Genomic DNA, 15,808 nt, shown 5'->3' with positions numbered 1-15,808 from the left:
ACCGCTCTATATAGCCTAATAACCACAATGTTAGTAACAGTTTCCAGCGTTCATATTTGTCGGCATACTCTACTTTGTTTTGGCCTTGATGCGTACAGCGACGGATGCGTCGCCATGAAAATTATTTTTTTTTAAAAAGCGTTTGACCGTATCGGAACTCATAGAGGTATTCAATTCTTTTTCTAATTCGGCCTGAATCGCTTTCACATTTTGGGAATGGGTTTCAACCGCCTTGTCTAATTGCTTAGGGCAATTGCATGAAGTGGTAAGTTAGCCCGACCTTTGGGAAATGAATGTAGCTGAATTTTTCTTTGAGTTGGACGACCCTCGCCGGGACGGAAGCTGTTATCACGTCCTATCGGACATTGTCATGATTGTTTTGTGTGGATATTTAGCTGATTGTGAAGGCTTTGAAGAAGTCCATGACTATGCAGTCGATAAATATCCACTTCTGAAAGAATTTTTGGAACTGCCTTGCGGTATTCCTTCGCACGACACGCTAAATCGAGTCTTCCGACTTATTGACCCCGACCAACTCGACGCTGTTTTGTTTCAGTGGGGAAAAAATATTGTGGGTTTGTTAGCGGGCAAACACCTGATTGTGGATGGAAAACAGCTTCGGGGAACGCGGAGCAAACCCAGCAAACAAGCGAATGTCCAGATCGTGAGTGTGTGGGCTGAAGGCGCACGGATGTGCTTAGCACAAAGACAGATTGCCCAGAAGACCAACGAGATTAAAGCCATACCAGAAGTAATTAACCCATTGAATATCAGTGGTAGTGTCGTGACCATAGATGCCATTGGGTGTCAGAAAACCATCACCAAGTTGATTGTGGAGGATAAAAAAGCCGATTATGTAATCGGGCTGAAAGCCAATCAGGATGGATTGTATGAGCAGGTAGTCGCTCATTTTGAGCGAGTAAGACCTAGCTTACCGAATCATGTGAGCCGCGATTTAGGTCATGGTCGGGGTGAGAAGCGGGTGGTCTGGGTGAGTGATGAGTTGTCTATGTTGGATGTCGCTAAGGATTGGGCAGGCTTAAAAAGCGTAGTTTGTGTGGAGGCCACACGGTGGATAAAGGACAAAGTTGAGGCAAATAAACGGTTCTATATCAGTTCTTTATCGGGCTGTACTGCGGCTCATATGGGTCAATACATTCGCCATCACTGGAGCATTGAGAATCAATTACATTGGCACCTGGACGTGACTTTTGATGAGGATGCCTGCCGGGTTCGGAAGGACTTTGCTCCGCGCAACCTGACAACAGTTCGCAAATTGAGTTTAGCTCTCTTAAAGCGAGAGCCGACTGAAATGAGTTTGGCTCGTAAGCGAAAGAAAGCCGCTCGCGACGATGCTTACCTTAAAACCCTGTTAAACCAACTTAACACTTGATGCAATCACCCTAACAATTAGTTGAAAATACAAAAAAAAGGAACGGGATTCAGCCCCGTTCCTTACTCATAATTGATTAACTGTTAGTTGGTTGTTCGACCAACGCTATACGTTACAAATTCTTCGCCTTCAATTGCTTCACAGCGTAGTCAGTCGCGCGGGCAGTGAGTGCCATGTATGTCAATGACGGATTTTGCGTGGAGGTTGAAGTCATGCAGGCACCATCGGTCACAAACACGTTTTTACAGGCGTGAAGTTGATTGAAATTATTCAGCATCGATGTTTTAGGGTCTTTGCCCATGCGACAGCCACCCATTTCGTGAATATCAAGCCCCGGAGCTTTGTTGGTTACGTCATGGGTTTTGATGTTGGTAAACCCTGCTTTGGTAAACATCTCCGTCAATTGGTCGTGAAAATCTTTGACCATTTTCTCGTCGTTCTCGTCGTAGCTGACCGAAATTTTCAACTGTGGAATTCCCCAAGGGTCAGTCAATTGGGAATCAAGCGCCACGTAATTGCTTTCTTTTGGAATGGTTTCGCCCATGATGTGCGAGCCCACCCGCCAATTGCCGTATTTCTTTTGGGTCAGGCCGTTTTTCAACTCGTCGCCCATGCCCGAGCGGTCGTTGTAGGTCACACGGTCAGCACCGAAACCTGCCGCGTAGCCACGTAAAAAGTCGGTTTCCTGTTTGAATACGTTACGGAAACGGGGAATGTAACTGCTGTTGGGGCGGATACCTTCGGTGGTCGTATCCAAATAGCCGTCATACTCACCCGAAATACTCGTGCGGTAGTTGTGGAAAGCTACGTATTTACCCAATACGCCGCTGTCGTTGCCCAGTCCGTTTTGGAAACGGTTGGATTTTGAATTCAGCAGAATCAGGTTGGTATTCAACGCGGCTGCGTTCACAAAAATAATCTTTGCGTAGTATTCGGTCGCTTCTTTGGTTTTGGCATCAATGACCCGTACGCCCGTCGCTTTGTTCAATTTGTCATCAAAAATAATGGAATGAACCACTGAATCGGGCTTCAAAGTCATTTTGCCGCTGCGCTGCGCCCAAGGGATGGTGGAGGCATTGCTGCTGAAATAGCCGCCATAAGGACAGCCGCGTTGACACAATGCACGGTTTTGGCACTGCGCGCGTCCTTGGTCGTAGTGAATTTGGTTGGGCTTGGTCAAGTGCGCACACCGACCGATAATAATAGGACGGGCACCGTTGTAGTGCTTTGCCATTTGCTGACTGAAGTATTTTTCCACGCACGATTGCTCATGTGGCGGCAAAAATTCTCCGTCGGGCAGTTGCGGTAATCCGTCTTTGTTTCCTGAGATTCCCGCAAATTTTTCTACGTAACTGTACCAAGGTGCAATTTCGTCATAACTGATGGGCCACTCTACCGCAAAACCATCGCGGGCGGGGCCTTCAAAATCATATTTTGACCAACGTTGCGTCTGACGCGCCCACAGCAGCGATTTTCCGCCTACCTGATAGCCCCGAATCCAGTCAAACGGTTTTTCCTGAACGTAAGGATGCTCGGCGTCTTTTACGAAAAAATGCGCTGCATCTTCGTTGAATGCATAACATTTACTAACAATAGGATTGGCATCTTTGACAGCTTTGGGCATTTGTCCCAAGTGGTCAAACTCCCACGGATTTTTCATGGTGGTTGGATAATCAGTGACGTGTTTTACATCACGCCCGCGTTCGAGTACGAGTGTGCGCAATCCTTTGCCGGTCAGTTCTTTAGCTGCCCAGCCACCACTAATGCCCGAGCCGATTACGATGGCGTCGAACGTGCGGTCTTTGATGGAATCTATATTTAAATAAGACATAATGTTAGTATTGAGTAGTAAGTATTGAGTAAGGAGTTACCGCTAATACTTTTTTACCGATCTGTTTTTTTCTCCGCTTTTATCGGCGCTTTTGCAATGGGTACACATCCGTGATAAAAGCCCGGTGCCATGTTGTATTTCTGAATGTTGACCATCACGTATTCAGAATTTTGGTACCCTTGAATCGTCAGTCCTTTGATCATATTCACGAACTGTTTGGTCGAAGGTTCGGTAGATGCTGCCATCTTTTTAAGGACATCCAGCCGTTGTTTGGGTTCTATGGCTGTGAATGTTTTTCCGTAGGCCTGTTTGGCTGCATCGTCGGTAATTGCCAAGCCTTGTTTCAGTCCTTTTTGAGCGGTTTCTCCGTAGCAATCATTGATCATGCGCATGGCAAACTGATGTACTTTGAGCGATTTTGCCCCAGGAGTGGATGTTTCAGGAATAATCGTTTCTACGATTTCAGCCAACGTGTCTTCTTCACTGAGAGACAGGTTCGAAAAGTAGCCAATGGATTCGGGAGTCCAGCCTGAGGTCCAGCCTGGGAGACTTAACAGCCCACCAAAGGCCATCGTGAGGTTCTTTAATGCGGAACGTCGTTGCATTTTTTGTATCGTTAACTGTGAATTGTTCTCGGTTAGTCGTATTATTTATAAAGTAATTCAGTCGGTTCTAATTACCCATTCAAAATAAAATAAAAAATTGGACATTTCATCCCACTTTTTTCTTCGACAGCATCGAAGACTCACGCACCATCAACTGCGTATTTAGGATAACTGTCTCAGGTGTATCATGTTCTGATTCTAATTGTTTAATAAGCAACCTTACAGCCTGCGCTCCCATTTCCTGAATTGCCTGATTGACACTGGTTAACGATGGCGAAAGATAAATACAGGTGGGTTCGTTGTTGAAACTTACCAAGGCCACATCCTCAGGTATTTTTACTCCTTTTTGTTTGAGTGCATACATCGTTGAAAACGCAATACGATCGCTCATGGTTAAAATTCCATCGGGAGGTTCGGGCAAACTCATCATATTGAGAGCGTATTTGCATAGCTTTGTTTTTGAATACAAAAATACGCATTTCGGGGCATCAGTCTATTTTCAGGGTTGAGCCAAATTCTTTATGAATTGAATCACTTGATTGTGATAACTGCGATAATAGGCTTACCCGTCTCGGTTGTCGGAATAATAGTTTCAGCCATATTGGCCAAGATTTCACGCTGCCCCAGCGATAGGTAAGATTGAGGCTTTCGAATGGTTTGAATTAGCCTGACATTAGCCCATTGAGGCCATTCAATCAACCCATTACTGGCTATGATAAGCGCTTTAACCGCTGTACGTCTATTCATCGGATTCTTCATTCAAATGGTTCAGTTCGCAAGCCATCTGAACTTTATTCTTTTAGGCTTTTTAAATAGACAATGCTTTTGGGAACTTGTTTAGAATAGATGGGGCTTTCGTCTTCAATGAAATAATGTTGCACACCCGCTTTTTTGGCGGCCCGTAGTACTTCAACCAAGTTGACCTGACCCGTCCCCAGTGCTACATCATTGGTTAGCTCTGTACTGCCGCTCAAGTTTCCGATTACGCCCTGACGCAAATCTTTCAAATGAATCAACTTGAACCGGTTACCATACCGGTGGAGTAAGGTCACTGGGTCCTGACCAGGATGCACCGTCCAGAGAAGATCCATCTCAAACGAAACATAGTCTGGATCGGTATGCTGCAGGAGATAGTCAAACAAAGTACCTCGTTCAAATGGCTGAAACTCAAATCCATGATTGTGATAACACAGGGTGAGCCCGGCCTCTTTTAATGCCTTACCCGCTCGATTGAAATCGATCGCAGCTTTTTGGGCAATTTCCAAGGTGAACTGTCCTTTTGGGTGAGGTATAACGGGTACCATCACAAATGAAACGCCCAACGCTTTCGCCTGTTGAATCACCGATTGAGGCTCATTAATGAGTTGCGTATAACTGGTCCCGGTTGATACCAGTCGAATATGGCGTTGAGCCAGCATCGACTTATACATATCAGCGGTTAGACCGGCAGGGATCTCTCCTTCCATCTCGGTTACCCCTAAAGCTTGAATCGTATCCAGCGTGGCTGCAACATCTCTAGCCATACTGTGGCGGTAGGTATAGGCCTGAATACCGATGGGAAAGGTGTATAAAGGTTTGGGAGGTGGCGTTTCGACGGGAAGTCTAGTTGACCATACACCCGTCAGGAGGGTTAATAAAGTAAGAAAAAAATTCATTGTTTCGTCCGTTTATTGTTTAAGTGATTCGTTACTTTTCCAAGAAATCCAGTTCCCGGTTATGACTTTCTGAAATAACCAGAATCGATGTAAAACCAACTATAAAACATAGGAGACCAACCCAAGCCCCGGCCTGAAGGATACCATAGGGCAACTTTAGTGCGCCATACAAAGCCGTCATACCTACGACACTTCCCCGTACCATATTCGGAACGGTCGTGGTGACTGTTGCCCGCAGGTTGGTACCGAACTGCTCAGCCGCAATAGTCACAAACAGTGCCCAATACCCTATGCCGACGCCCATCATCAGGCATAGGCCATAAAAACTACGGGCGTATTGAACAGGGATAAATAAATATAGGATACACCCGACCAAGGCTACGAGCATCAACAACAGGACGGCTTTCCTGCGAGATCGTAGCTGGTGACTGATCAACCCACTGGCAAAGTCCCCCAAGGCTAACCCGACGTAGCACCACATAATGGCTAAGCCTGGTTGAATCTCGCCTACGATACCCTTGGCCTGACCAAACTCATTGCTGAAGGTGGTTAGGATACCGATCACAAACCAGGTAGGAAAGCCAATCCCAATGCACGCCAAATACCGACCCAACCGGTCCATATTGGTAAATAGGGAAATAAAACTTCCCCGTTTCACATGTTTCTGTTGTTGTAACTGCTGAAAGGTATTGGATTCAAAGACGCCAACCCGCATCACTAGCAGGCTTACACCCAGGCCTCCTCCAACGAAATAAGCGGTACGCCAGGTTACGTATTCGGCTGTAAAGTAGGCGACAACAGCCCCCAGTAATCCAATACCAGCTACCAATGATGTACCCAGCGCTCTAAGCTGTTTTGGCAGGATTTCAGACACTAGCGTAATTCCGGCGCCTAATTCGCCAGCTAAGCCCACACCGGCTATAAAGCGTAGCAATTTGTAAGTACCCACCTCTTCAACCAAACCACAGCTGATGTTGGCCAGCGAGTAGGTAAGTATTGAACCAAATAAGACGGATAATCGCCCCTTTTTGTCGCCAAGCATACCCCAGAGAATGCCGCCGAATAGCAAACCTGTCATCTGCCAGTTGAGAATGGAAGCGCCAACTGAAGAAACCTGGGCATCCATTTAAGTCGCGTAAACTCGGGATACGAACGATGCCAAATAAGAGTAGGTCATATATATCGACAAAATAGCCTAAGGCAGCTACTAGAACGGGTACACTAAGCAAACGTTTAACGGAAGGTTGATGCATGATAAGTACAGAAATCAGGACGATGATCCATTAGGAAGGCAAACTCAAGCTGACTTCTTCCATAAAAGCATAACAGATCAAATGGCAGATCGTCATGTGAGCATCTTCCACCCGGCCATAATGGCCCGAGTCAATGGCAATGACAAGATCTGCCAAATTTCCCATTTGCCCACGGGTACACTTTCACGCCATTTTACAAAGTTGATTATAAGCAGTTTATACTACTCATAGAAAAACAAGTTTCCCTGTCAAATATCACTCCAAGAAAACATTCACTATTTTGGATTGGAAGCGAAAATAGAAGCAGGGGACTCTACTCCCAAGCATCCATACTGTTTGGAAGCACTCTAAGTTTAATTGCCCAATATGAGCTTAATCAAATATATGCAGGTAACAAATCTCCATTGATAGATTTTTTACTTAAAAGCCCAGATACAGAAACAATAGATGTTTTCAATTCTCTTAAACAACTACAGAGCAAATCACAAGAACTGACATCTTCAATAAATCAAATAATGAATACTTTAAAAATCGGATGTAAAGAAGCTTATCAAATTGTATTTACAGACACGTTAGATAAAAAACATCCTTTTATAACAGAACAGATATTCTTTGATTTCTTGACTGATTTCCCTCTCCAAAAAATCTTCTACGGCCCGCCAGGTACTGGCAAGTCCACCAAAGTAAATAAACTGATTGAAGACTACGGATTTGAAGTGGTTCGTACTACGTTTCATCCAGATATTGATTATCAGTCGTTTGTGGGTGGGTATAAACCGGTGGTAGTCAAAAATGAAGAAAACGGTAAGGAGGAAATTACGTATCGGTACGCGCCTCAAACCTTTACAAATGTGTACGTAAATGCTTGCCAAAACCCCGGCAAGCGGTATCTGCTCATTATTGAAGAGATCAATCGGGGCAATTGCGCCCAAATCTTCGGAGATCTGTTTCAGTGCTTAGACCGTAATGACGCGGGCTACTCCGAATACGAAATAGATGCCGAGGCGGATTTGGCAAAACATTTGGAATTGAAGGGATTGAAGAGCGAGATTAAACTTCCACCCAATCTCTTCATCTACGCCACCATGAACACCTCCGACCAATCGCTGTTTCCGATGGACAGCGCCTTTAAGCGGCGGTGGGATTGGGAATACGTCCCCATAGATTACGATAAAGCAAAAGAGTTCACCATCATCGTTTCTGAGCAGCACCGCTACAATTGGGGCGTATTTATAGCGAAGGTCAACAAGCAGATCGTGGACGTAACGGGCAGCGAAGACAAACAATTGGGTACTTTTTTTGTCAAATCCGTTGCGGGCGTTATTTCATTGGAAGTATTCAAATCCAAAGTGCTGTTTTATTTATGGTCGGAGGTATTCAAAAACCAGCTTAAAACGGGCGACACCATTTTTCATTACAACAAAGAAGACGGCACCTCTGAGGAGTTCACTTTTGCCGATTTATTTGAACAGGGTCGTGATATGGACATTTTGCCGTCCTTTATGCAGAAATTAGGCGTAGATTTACTCGACCATGTTGCTGCTGTTTGAATCTGCCAAGTACGAGATCGAATCGCTGCAACCCTTTTTGGGAGAGCGTTATTACCGCCCGCTCGGCGCAGGGTTGGGACAAATAGATTACGTAGGTTACTATTACCACGCCCCCGCAGCGCATTCGGTACTGATTCTGCCCAAAGTGTTTTTGAAGGAGGGCAAAGTATGGGGTATCTATACCCCGCAGGAGTTTTTTGCTCTGCAATTGTCCGATACAGAGCAAGCCCGAAAGGAGTTTCAACGGAATGGTAAAGCGGATTTTCTGTTCCGATTTTCGGTTTGGCTGTATCAGGCCATCAAGATTTTTAAACGTCGCCATCCCGACAGTCTGCTCACCGACAGCGCTGATTTGCAGCAAATTATAGAACCTGAGGGCCAAAAGCAGCTTTCCGAATTGGAAGTGATCAATAGTCTGCTGCACTTCCAACGGGACAATCCCGCTTTATTTACCTTCGTCAAACGTTATAATACCTCCCAACGGCATCAGGTAAGTTGGCATCGCACGGTGCAAAAACAAACGCCCGTCCTGCAAAATGGCGTACCGGTCTATATCGAAACCGTCAATAAGCGCAAAGCGATCAATGCCGATGAAGAATTGTTTGTGTTATTTTTCAGTTTGCTCCAGCATTTAAACGAAGCCTATGGATTAAAAGCCGAATTGAGTCCTTTGTATGAGCGGCTTCCGAAACGCGAATTTCAAAAACTGCTGGAAGGACAGGGAACACGACGATTAAAACAAATCCGGGGCAATTATTATACCGACAAATTAAGGCAACTGTGGCAGTTGCTCTATGCCTATTTTGACCGTGCCGAGCACGCCAAAACCCATCAGGGAATGCGTGAAGTAGTACTGGTCCGTGATTTTAACATTGTATTTGAAGACATGGTTGATGCCCTGCTGACCGACGCTGCTCAGCCGCTGCCCAAAGCATTGAAAGAACATAAAGACGGTAAAATTTTAGATCACATCTACGAGTACAGTTCTCTGCTTTCACCCGAAGACAGTATTTATCACATCGGCGACAGCAAATACTACAGCGACACGAGCGCCTTGAGTAAAGAGTCTATTTATAAGCAGTTTACGTATGCGCGTAACGTCATTCAACTCAATATAGACCTGCTGAATGAAGGCAAACTCGCCCAGCCGTTGCACTATCGCGACCCGCTTACGGAAGGCTATAACGTAACTCCCAATTTTTTTATTAGTGCCTTGGTTAATGATTCGCTTGACTTCAGCAAGGCCAATTTACGGCCTCGTCCTGATTCATTACAGACCAATACGCATTTTGCGGACCGCCTTTTTGACCGCGATACGCTGGTATTACAAGCCTATAACATTAATTTTTTGTACGTATTGGCCAGCTACGTTACCCAAAATCGTCAGGAAACCGTACGTTTTCGGCAAAGTACCAAGCAGCAGTTTAGGCAGCGGCTGCTCGACCATTTAAAAAGTCGGTATGTATTTTTAAAGCTTACCCCTACCAATCAATCACTTGAAGATTTTGTAACGCAGCATTTTCGGTTGCTCAACGGCCGAATGTATCGCCCTGCCTCATTTACGGATGCTATTTTGGTAGCTTTACCCAAAGAACAGACAAGACCGAAATGGTTGGAAACAATGGAGGCAGAAGTCAAGGATTGGGAGTTACAATAACTCTTTTAATGCCCCCAAATCAGCGAAGCCAACGCGAAAATATCAATGAGCCACAAGGTGAGGGATACTTCCCGGCTTTGCCCCGTTACCGTTTTGAGGATAGTCCAACTCAGAAAACCGAAGATAATTCCCTGTGTAATGGAATAGCTGAACGGAATCAGGACCAAAGCCAATAAGCAGGGAATGGCCTCATCCATGCGAGACCAGTCAATTTTAGTGACGGGTTTCATCATAAAAGCACCTACAATCACTAAGGCGGGTGCCGTGGCGATGCTTGGCACTACAGAAAGCAACGGTGATAAAAATAGAAAAGGCAGGAAAAGAAAGCCGGCTATTACGGCGGTTAGCCCTGTTCTTCCGCCCTGCTCAATTCCTACGGCAGACTCGATATAGGCAGTGCCCGGACTTGTTCCCAACAGACCTGCGGCAGCGGTCGCTACGGCGTCTGTCAGCAGTGATTGTTTGATGTTGCGCGGGTCTCCGTTGGCATCGTACAAATCAGCCGCTTCGGCTACTCCCACAAACGTGGAGAGGCTATCAAACAAATCCGTGAAGGTAAAGGCGAAAATGACAGGCAAGAGCGATAAACTCAAAGAGCCCATCAGGTCAAGTTGGAAAATCAAGCTAAAATCGGGGGCTGCTAACAAGCCATTCCAGTTGACGAGGATTTTTTGACCAAAATTAACCGCTGATGCATCTCCCCACCACCGGCCTATGGGTACAGCCAGAAGTGTCGTAATGATAATTCCAATCACAATTCCGCCCGTTATTCGCTTGGTGACCAATACAGCAGTAAGAATGAATCCCACTAAAAAAGTCAATAGAATCGGGTCTTTTAAGTTGCCGATTCCTACGAGTGTGACAGGGTTGCTGACGATAAACTTAGCATTGGTAAGACCAATCAGCGTAATAAAAAGCCCAATTCCCGACGATATAGCGTAGCGAAGTGGCTTTGGGATGGCCTTAACGATGTGCGTGCGGATGTTAAAAATGGATAAAATAAGGAAGATAATTCCTGCCCAAAATACCGCGCCCAAGGCCGTTTGCCAGGCCACACCCATTCCTTTCACCACCGTAAAAGTAAAAAAAGCATTGAGTCCCATTCCCGGAGCGACAAGCAATGGGTTTTTGGCATACAGCCCCATCATCAAACTACAGAAAAAAGAAAGAAGTATAGTCGCTGTCAACACCCCTCCAAAAGGCATTCCTGATTGACTCAAAATAGCGGGGTTGACTACAATAATGTACATCGTAGCGAGAAAAGAAGAAATACCCGCAATGGTTTCGGTACGAAAGGATGTGCCGTTTTGGGAGAGAGAAAAGTAGCGTTCGAGCATGAGAAATAGGAAGGAAGAGTCAGAAGTCAGTAAAAATAAGAATGCCACTCTTGAAAGCAAAGCCTTTGAATGGATTTGCTTTCAAGAGTGGCATTCAAAAATGCGTTTACTTAAAAATTAAGCTTTAAACGTTCCACCGGAACGTTGTTAATCAAGTGGCTTTCAATAATTTCTTCGACATCGGCTAACTCAACTTTGCCATAAAAAACACCTTCGGGATAAACAACCAACGCGGGACCAAAGGCACAGACATCCAAACAGCCCGTTTTTTGGGCACGAATATCAACGTGTAAGTTTTTTTCTTTGAGGGAAGTTTTAAAGGCATCTACCAAGGCCATTCCGTGTTCGGCTCCGCAGCATTTTTTGCCGCCTTCTTTTTGATTCGTACAGATGAAAACGTGTTTTTTGTATTTCATAATAAGTTTGGAAGAATGGATAATAAACGTTGGACGCTGAATAAGGACTTGTAGGTCCACTATCCAACGTCCAACGAGCAATTAGGTTATGTTAGAAATAAGCCTATTTATCGTTTAGCGACCGACGGTGCTTTGATAAGGGCAATATAATCAGCCAGAATCCGACTTGTTTCGTTCAGATAAATATCTTTTTTCTTTTTCTCAGTCACACTCACTTTGGCGGGAGTTTCATCGTCATCACCTTCGTCTCCTGTTTCAAGTTTTTTCAAAGCCGCCTGTTTTTTCTCCGCTTCCTCGCGTTCTTTTTTACGCTTGGTCTCCTGAAGAGATACAGTCGTATTTTCGCGGGCTTTGCGGTATAGGTCTAATTCTTCCACAAAAGTTTTCAACTCCGTTTCAGATTTAAGACGTTGTTGGTATTTCTCCTTCAGTTTTGAAACTTGCTTTTCGTTGAGTGCTTTGGTTACATCGTAACGAGCTGTGGCGATTTGGTCCCAGGGAAGCGCAGTTGGCTGTGAGCTTTCACCGTATTCTTCAGCGCTGAAAGCAGAAGGGTATTCGATATCCGGAGAAACACCTTTGCGTTGCGTGCTGCTACCGTTGATACGGTAAAATTTCGCTACCGTGATGTTGATTTGACCTAATTTATCCGTGTCTTTAATCCACTGATTCAAATCAACCATCGTTTGTACAGTGCCTTTTCCGTAGGTTTGTTCTCCCAAAATAATACCGCGTTTGTAGTCCTGAATCGCTGCCGCAAAAATTTCAGAAGCAGATGCACTGAAACGGTTGATAAGTACTGCCACCGGACCGTCATACGTTACTGTAGGGTCGGGGTCAGTTTGTACTTCGGTATCTCCCGTTTGTTCTCTTACCTGAACTACCGGGCCTTTTGAGATAAATAAACCGGTTAAAGAAATAGCTTCCGTGAGCGAGCCGCCACCATTGTTACGGAGGTCAATCACGATTCCTTCTACGTTTTCGGCTTTGAGTGAGTCAATTAACTTTTGTACGTCGCGGGTAGTACTGTTAAAATCTTTACCACGTTTGTTTGCTTCGTCAAAATCACGATAGAAAGAAGGAATATTGATAACCCCGATTTTGTAATCGTGTTTGTTTTGATTGATGATCACGATTTCTTTCTTGGCGCGGGAGGTTTGCAAATTTACCTTTTCCCGTTGGATACGAATTTCCTTTGGGGGATCGCTGGGAAGTGCATCTGCCGCCAATACCTGTAAGCGAACTACGGTTCCTTTCGGGCCTTTGATTTTCTTTACAGCATCGTCCACGTACCAGCCTACGATATCCTCGTATTTGCCTTCGTCACCTTGCGCAACACCGATAATTCGGTCGTCTTTTTTAAGACGTTTGTCTTTGAATGCCGGTCCGCCGGGTACGACTTCCACTACTTTGATGTAATTTCCGTCTTCGCGCAACACCGCTCCAATACCGTCAAGGGCTTGGTACATATCTTGTTTGAAACGATCAGAATCAGTAGGGGAAAAGTAGCGTGTATGCGGGTCAAGTACCTCGCAGAATGAATTCATGTACATTTGAAACACCTGCTCGCTGCGGAACCGCCCTAAATTACGTTCACGGTTTTTGTAACGGTCTTTCAACAAAGTGACTACTGAGGAGTCCGCTTTTCCCGAAAGCTTTAATTCAAGTGCCTCGTTTTTAAGAAGTTTGCGCCAGATTTCGTTCAATTCATCGTTACTTTTAGCCCAAACGGCTTTTTTTCGATCAATATTAAACGACTCATCAACGGCAAAATCAAAAGAAGGCTTGGTGAGCAGTTTGTCAATGAATTGACTGCGCTCACGATAACGCTTGCGAAACGTGTTGTAAATATCGTAAGCTGCCCCCAAATCTCCGTTATTGAGAGATTCGTCGAGTTGGTTACGGTATTTCTCAAAGTACTGTACATCATTTGCTAAGAAGTACAGTTTCCCACCGTCTATTTCGTTAAGGTAGTTGTCATACATCTTCGACGATAATGAGTCGTTGACGTTGAACTTACGGTAGTGATACCCCGAAAATATTTTTGTAACATACGCCTCAACTTTCTCCTGCGTCAGAGTGGGTTTGAGATCATCTTCGGATGGTGGGAAAGGACGCGGTGCGAACTCCCGCGAACGCGAGTCGTCGGGTTGCAGACTCAGCAGCAACACCGGAGCTAAGGCGATTAAAAAACTTTTCATGGTCATTTCACAATCTCTAACAGTTCTACTTCAAAAATTAATGTGGAATAGGGTTTGATTTCCGCGCCGGCGGCACGTTCTCCGTAGGCTAAATTATAGGGTACATACAATTTCCATTTTGAACCTACCGGCATGAGTTGAAGTGCTTCAACCCAACCTTGGATTACACCTCCGACCGGAAACTCTGCAGGTTGACCTCTTTTAACTGAGCTATCAAAAACCGTTCCATCAATCAATGTGCCGTGGTAATGGGTTTTTACGGTGTTATTGATGGTAGGTTTTGGGCCTTCTGCCGCTTTCATTATCTCGTATTGCAAACCACTGGGTAAGGTAACGACGCCGGTTTTCTTCTTATTCTCCTCTAAGAACTTTTCTCCGGCTGATTTATTGCCTTCAAACTTTTTAGCTTCTTCAGATTGACGTTGACTTTGCAGTCTGTTGAAATAATTTCCCAACAACATTTGGGCTTGTGTTTCGTCTAAATCGGTTTTTGTTGATTTTAGAACGTCTTGAATGGCTTTAGTTAATAAACCAACATTTATTTTTTCTAAGCCTTGGCCTTTGAGATTTTGAGCAATGTTCATTCCGATGCTATAGGCTACAGAATCCAACTCGTTGGCCATTTTCAAACCGGTAGAGGGAGTTGCTTTTTTGGCGGGAGCGGCAGTTTTGGCAGGAGTAGCGGGTTTAACAGGAGTTTTTTTGGTCTGAGCAAAGGAAACAATAGTGGAAATCAATACCGTAAAGGTCAGCGCGATCGAATACTTCATGCAATTAAAAAAATTTGGGGTTGAAATCAGTTTTTAATAGTTTTCGTAAATAAACGTAAAATTGACAGAAAAAAGTTTGGATTAAGAAAGAAAATGAAAAAGGAGTTAAAAGGTAGGAATCAAAAGGGGCAAAAAGGCTTAAAATCGGCTTTTTATTTTTTTCTTCCCGCTTTTCACTTTATACTTCTGCCTACTTTCTTCGTATTTTTGTTCCCTCTCAAAGCCTTTACCATATTGAAACACGTTGACACCGCTTTTGATTCTGTTAGTAAACAGGAGACTTCTTATTATTCCAATGCGTTACACCGAAACGTTCTACTTGAGGTAGTCCTTCCTGCTGATTATCATCAGTCAACTCGTTCGTTTAAAGTGCTTTACATGAACGATGGGCAGGATTTGAAACCATTACACATGACCGAAGTTCTTGAAAAAATGTACCGAACTACCCAAGTAGAGCCCTTTGTATTGGTCGCTATCCACTGCGGTGACCGGATTCAGGAATATGGTACAGCCGCCCAGGCGGATTATGCACATCGGGGAGCTAAAGCGGGTGCCTACACTACTTTTGTTTTGAATGAACTCATGCCGTACATACAGGGAAATTTTCGAGTGCTGACGGGCGCAAAAAATACCGCATTCTGTGGATTTTCACTCGGCGGGCTTTCCGCTTTTGATATTGTCTGGCATCATCCCGACTTATTTGGTAAAGTCGGGGTATTTTCGGGCTCGTTTTGGTGGCGTCGGAGAGCCTACGAAAATCACTACGACGACGAAAATGACCGCATCATGCATCGCTTAGTTCGTCTGTCTACTGATAAGGCTCCTTATCCTCACTCCTCACTCCTCACTACTGACTACTTCCCTAAATTTTGGCTACAAACCAGTACAGAAGACGAAAAAGACGACCGAAATAACAACGGAGTGATTGATTCCATTGAAGATACCCTTGATCTTATTGCTGAATTAGAAAAAAAAGGATTCCGATGGGGACGAGATATTCGCTATGTAGAAGTCAAAGGCGGTCATCATAACCAAGCTACGTGGTCGGCCATTATGCCTGATTTTTTGATTTGGGCGTTTGGGCAATAAAAAACAATTTAACTATTTTATGTGTTTTGTCGGTTGGCTGACAATTGTTTA

14 protein-coding genes and 1 pseudogene are annotated in these 15,808 nt (G+C 44.6%); 4 read left to right on the top strand and 11 right to left on the bottom strand.

All coding sequences use genetic code 11. The annotated features are described in order from the left end of the window. Positions 1-69 precede the first annotated feature (69 nt). Positions 70-207: a hypothetical protein gene (locus Q0081_RS22820; RefSeq protein ID WP_298359080.1), complete on the bottom strand. Its 138-nt coding sequence runs from the start codon at positions 205-207 to the stop codon at positions 70-72. 82 nt (positions 208-289) lie between these two features. On the opposite strand from Q0081_RS22820, the gene Q0081_RS22815 reads away from it, so the two are divergent. Then, positions 290-1,393: an ISAs1 family transposase gene (locus Q0081_RS22815; RefSeq protein WP_298359078.1), complete on the top strand. Its 1,104-nt coding sequence runs from the start codon at positions 290-292 to the stop codon at positions 1,391-1,393. A gap of 112 nt (positions 1,394-1,505) precedes the next feature. Here Q0081_RS22815 and Q0081_RS22810 read toward each other — a convergent pair whose 3' ends face one another. The 6 genes and pseudogenes from Q0081_RS22810 to Q0081_RS22785 form a co-directional block, all read right to left on the bottom strand. Further along, positions 1,506-3,224, bottom strand: a complete 1,719-nt coding sequence (locus tag Q0081_RS22810) for a GMC oxidoreductase (RefSeq protein ID WP_298359075.1) — start codon at positions 3,222-3,224, stop codon at positions 1,506-1,508. 53 nt (positions 3,225-3,277) lie between these two features. Further along, positions 3,278-3,829, bottom strand: a complete 552-nt coding sequence (locus Q0081_RS22805; RefSeq protein WP_298359072.1) for a gluconate 2-dehydrogenase subunit 3 family protein — start codon at positions 3,827-3,829, stop codon at positions 3,278-3,280. A 106-nt stretch (positions 3,830-3,935) separates the two neighbouring features. After that, positions 3,936-4,256, bottom strand: a complete 321-nt coding sequence (locus Q0081_RS22800; RefSeq protein ID WP_298359089.1) for a substrate-binding domain-containing protein — start codon at positions 4,254-4,256, stop codon at positions 3,936-3,938. A gap of 104 nt (positions 4,257-4,360) precedes the next feature. Then, on the bottom strand, positions 4,361-4,576 hold the full coding sequence (locus Q0081_RS22795; protein WP_298359070.1) for a hypothetical protein: 216 nt from the start codon (positions 4,574-4,576) through the stop codon (positions 4,361-4,363). Between the two features lie 44 nt (positions 4,577-4,620). Continuing rightward, positions 4,621-5,352 carry a sugar phosphate isomerase/epimerase gene (locus Q0081_RS22790; protein WP_298359067.1) on the bottom strand — a complete coding sequence of 244 codons (732 nt, stop codon included), beginning with the start codon at positions 5,350-5,352 and terminating at the stop codon, positions 4,621-4,623. A gap of 163 nt (positions 5,353-5,515) precedes the next feature. Then, a pseudogene (locus Q0081_RS22785) lies at positions 5,516-6,737 on the bottom strand (MFS transporter). A 515-nt stretch (positions 6,738-7,252) separates the two neighbouring features. On the opposite strand from Q0081_RS22785, the gene Q0081_RS22780 reads away from it, so the two are divergent. Together Q0081_RS22780 and Q0081_RS22775 are read left to right on the top strand one after the other, a co-directional pair. Continuing rightward, positions 7,253-8,287: an McrB family protein gene (locus Q0081_RS22780; RefSeq protein ID WP_298359064.1), complete on the top strand. Its 1,035-nt coding sequence runs from the start codon at positions 7,253-7,255 to the stop codon at positions 8,285-8,287. Further along, positions 8,271-9,944 (top strand): LlaJI family restriction endonuclease, encoded by a 1,674-nt coding sequence (locus Q0081_RS22775; RefSeq protein WP_298359061.1) that lies wholly within the window; start codon positions 8,271-8,273, stop codon positions 9,942-9,944. Before Q0081_RS22780 ends, Q0081_RS22775 begins: the two co-directional genes overlap by 17 nt. Before the next feature lie 5 nt (positions 9,945-9,949). On the opposite strand, the gene Q0081_RS22770 is transcribed toward Q0081_RS22775, so the two are convergent. The 4 genes from Q0081_RS22770 to Q0081_RS22755 all read right to left on the bottom strand — a co-directional run bounded on the left by Q0081_RS22770 (position 9,950) and on the right by Q0081_RS22755 (position 14,668). Beyond that, positions 9,950-11,281, bottom strand: coding sequence for an NCS2 family permease (locus Q0081_RS22770; RefSeq protein ID WP_298359086.1), 1,332 nt, complete (start codon positions 11,279-11,281; stop codon positions 9,950-9,952). Between the two features lie 110 nt (positions 11,282-11,391). Beyond that, complete coding sequence (locus Q0081_RS22765) at positions 11,392-11,697, bottom strand: ferredoxin (RefSeq protein ID WP_298359058.1); 306 nt, start codon at positions 11,695-11,697, stop codon at positions 11,392-11,394. Between the two features lie 107 nt (positions 11,698-11,804). Then, a complete protein-coding gene (locus tag Q0081_RS22760; protein WP_298359055.1) occupies positions 11,805-13,898 on the bottom strand; it encodes a carboxy terminal-processing peptidase in 2,094 nt (697 codons plus the stop codon). A gap of 2 nt (positions 13,899-13,900) precedes the next feature. Beyond that, positions 13,901-14,668 carry an FKBP-type peptidyl-prolyl cis-trans isomerase gene (locus tag Q0081_RS22755; RefSeq protein ID WP_298359051.1) on the bottom strand — a complete coding sequence of 256 codons (768 nt, stop codon included), beginning with the start codon at positions 14,666-14,668 and terminating at the stop codon, positions 13,901-13,903. A gap of 93 nt (positions 14,669-14,761) precedes the next feature. On the opposite strand from Q0081_RS22755, the gene Q0081_RS22750 reads away from it, so the two are divergent. Then, on the top strand, positions 14,762-15,757 hold the full coding sequence (locus Q0081_RS22750; RefSeq protein ID WP_298359049.1) for an esterase family protein: 996 nt from the start codon (positions 14,762-14,764) through the stop codon (positions 15,755-15,757). Positions 15,758-15,808: the final 51 nt, after the last annotated feature.

The organism is Runella sp. (assembly GCF_027484545.1).
Lineage (GTDB): Bacteria > Bacteroidota > Bacteroidia > Cytophagales > Spirosomataceae > Runella.
Note: the sequence above shows the minus strand (reverse complement) of the source record. Positions and strands in the feature narration are given on the sequence as shown.

Bases quoted from the DNA above. Each gene is read 5' to 3' on its own strand.
- Q0081_RS22815 (WP_298359078.1), top strand. From the start codon at position 290: ATGAATGTAGCTGAATTTTTCTTTGAGTTGGACGACCCTCGCCGGGAC.
- Q0081_RS22810 (WP_298359075.1), bottom strand. From the start codon at position 3,224: ATGTCTTATTTAAATATAGATTCCATCAAAGACCGCACGTTCGACGCC.
- Q0081_RS22805 (WP_298359072.1), bottom strand. From the start codon at position 3,829: ATGCAACGACGTTCCGCATTAAAGAACCTCACGATGGCCTTTGGTGGG.
- Q0081_RS22800 (WP_298359089.1), bottom strand. From the start codon at position 4,256: ATGAGTTTGCCCGAACCTCCCGATGGAATTTTAACCATGAGCGATCGT.
- Q0081_RS22795 (WP_298359070.1), bottom strand. From the start codon at position 4,576: ATGAATAGACGTACAGCGGTTAAAGCGCTTATCATAGCCAGTAATGGG.
- Q0081_RS22790 (WP_298359067.1), bottom strand. From the start codon at position 5,352: ATGGCTAGAGATGTTGCAGCCACGCTGGATACGATTCAAGCTTTAGGG.
- Q0081_RS22780 (WP_298359064.1), top strand. From the start codon at position 7,253: ATGAATACTTTAAAAATCGGATGTAAAGAAGCTTATCAAATTGTATTT.
- Q0081_RS22775 (WP_298359061.1), top strand. From the start codon at position 8,271: ATGTTGCTGCTGTTTGAATCTGCCAAGTACGAGATCGAATCGCTGCAA.
- Q0081_RS22770 (WP_298359086.1), bottom strand. From the start codon at position 11,281: ATGCTCGAACGCTACTTTTCTCTCTCCCAAAACGGCACATCCTTTCGT.
- Q0081_RS22765 (WP_298359058.1), bottom strand. From the start codon at position 11,697: ATGAAATACAAAAAACACGTTTTCATCTGTACGAATCAAAAAGAAGGC.
- Q0081_RS22760 (WP_298359055.1), bottom strand. From the start codon at position 13,898: ATGAAAAGTTTTTTAATCGCCTTAGCTCCGGTGTTGCTGCTGAGTCTG.
- Q0081_RS22755 (WP_298359051.1), bottom strand. From the start codon at position 14,668: ATGAAGTATTCGATCGCGCTGACCTTTACGGTATTGATTTCCACTATT.
- Q0081_RS22750 (WP_298359049.1), top strand. From the start codon at position 14,762: ATGAAAAAGGAGTTAAAAGGTAGGAATCAAAAGGGGCAAAAAGGCTTA.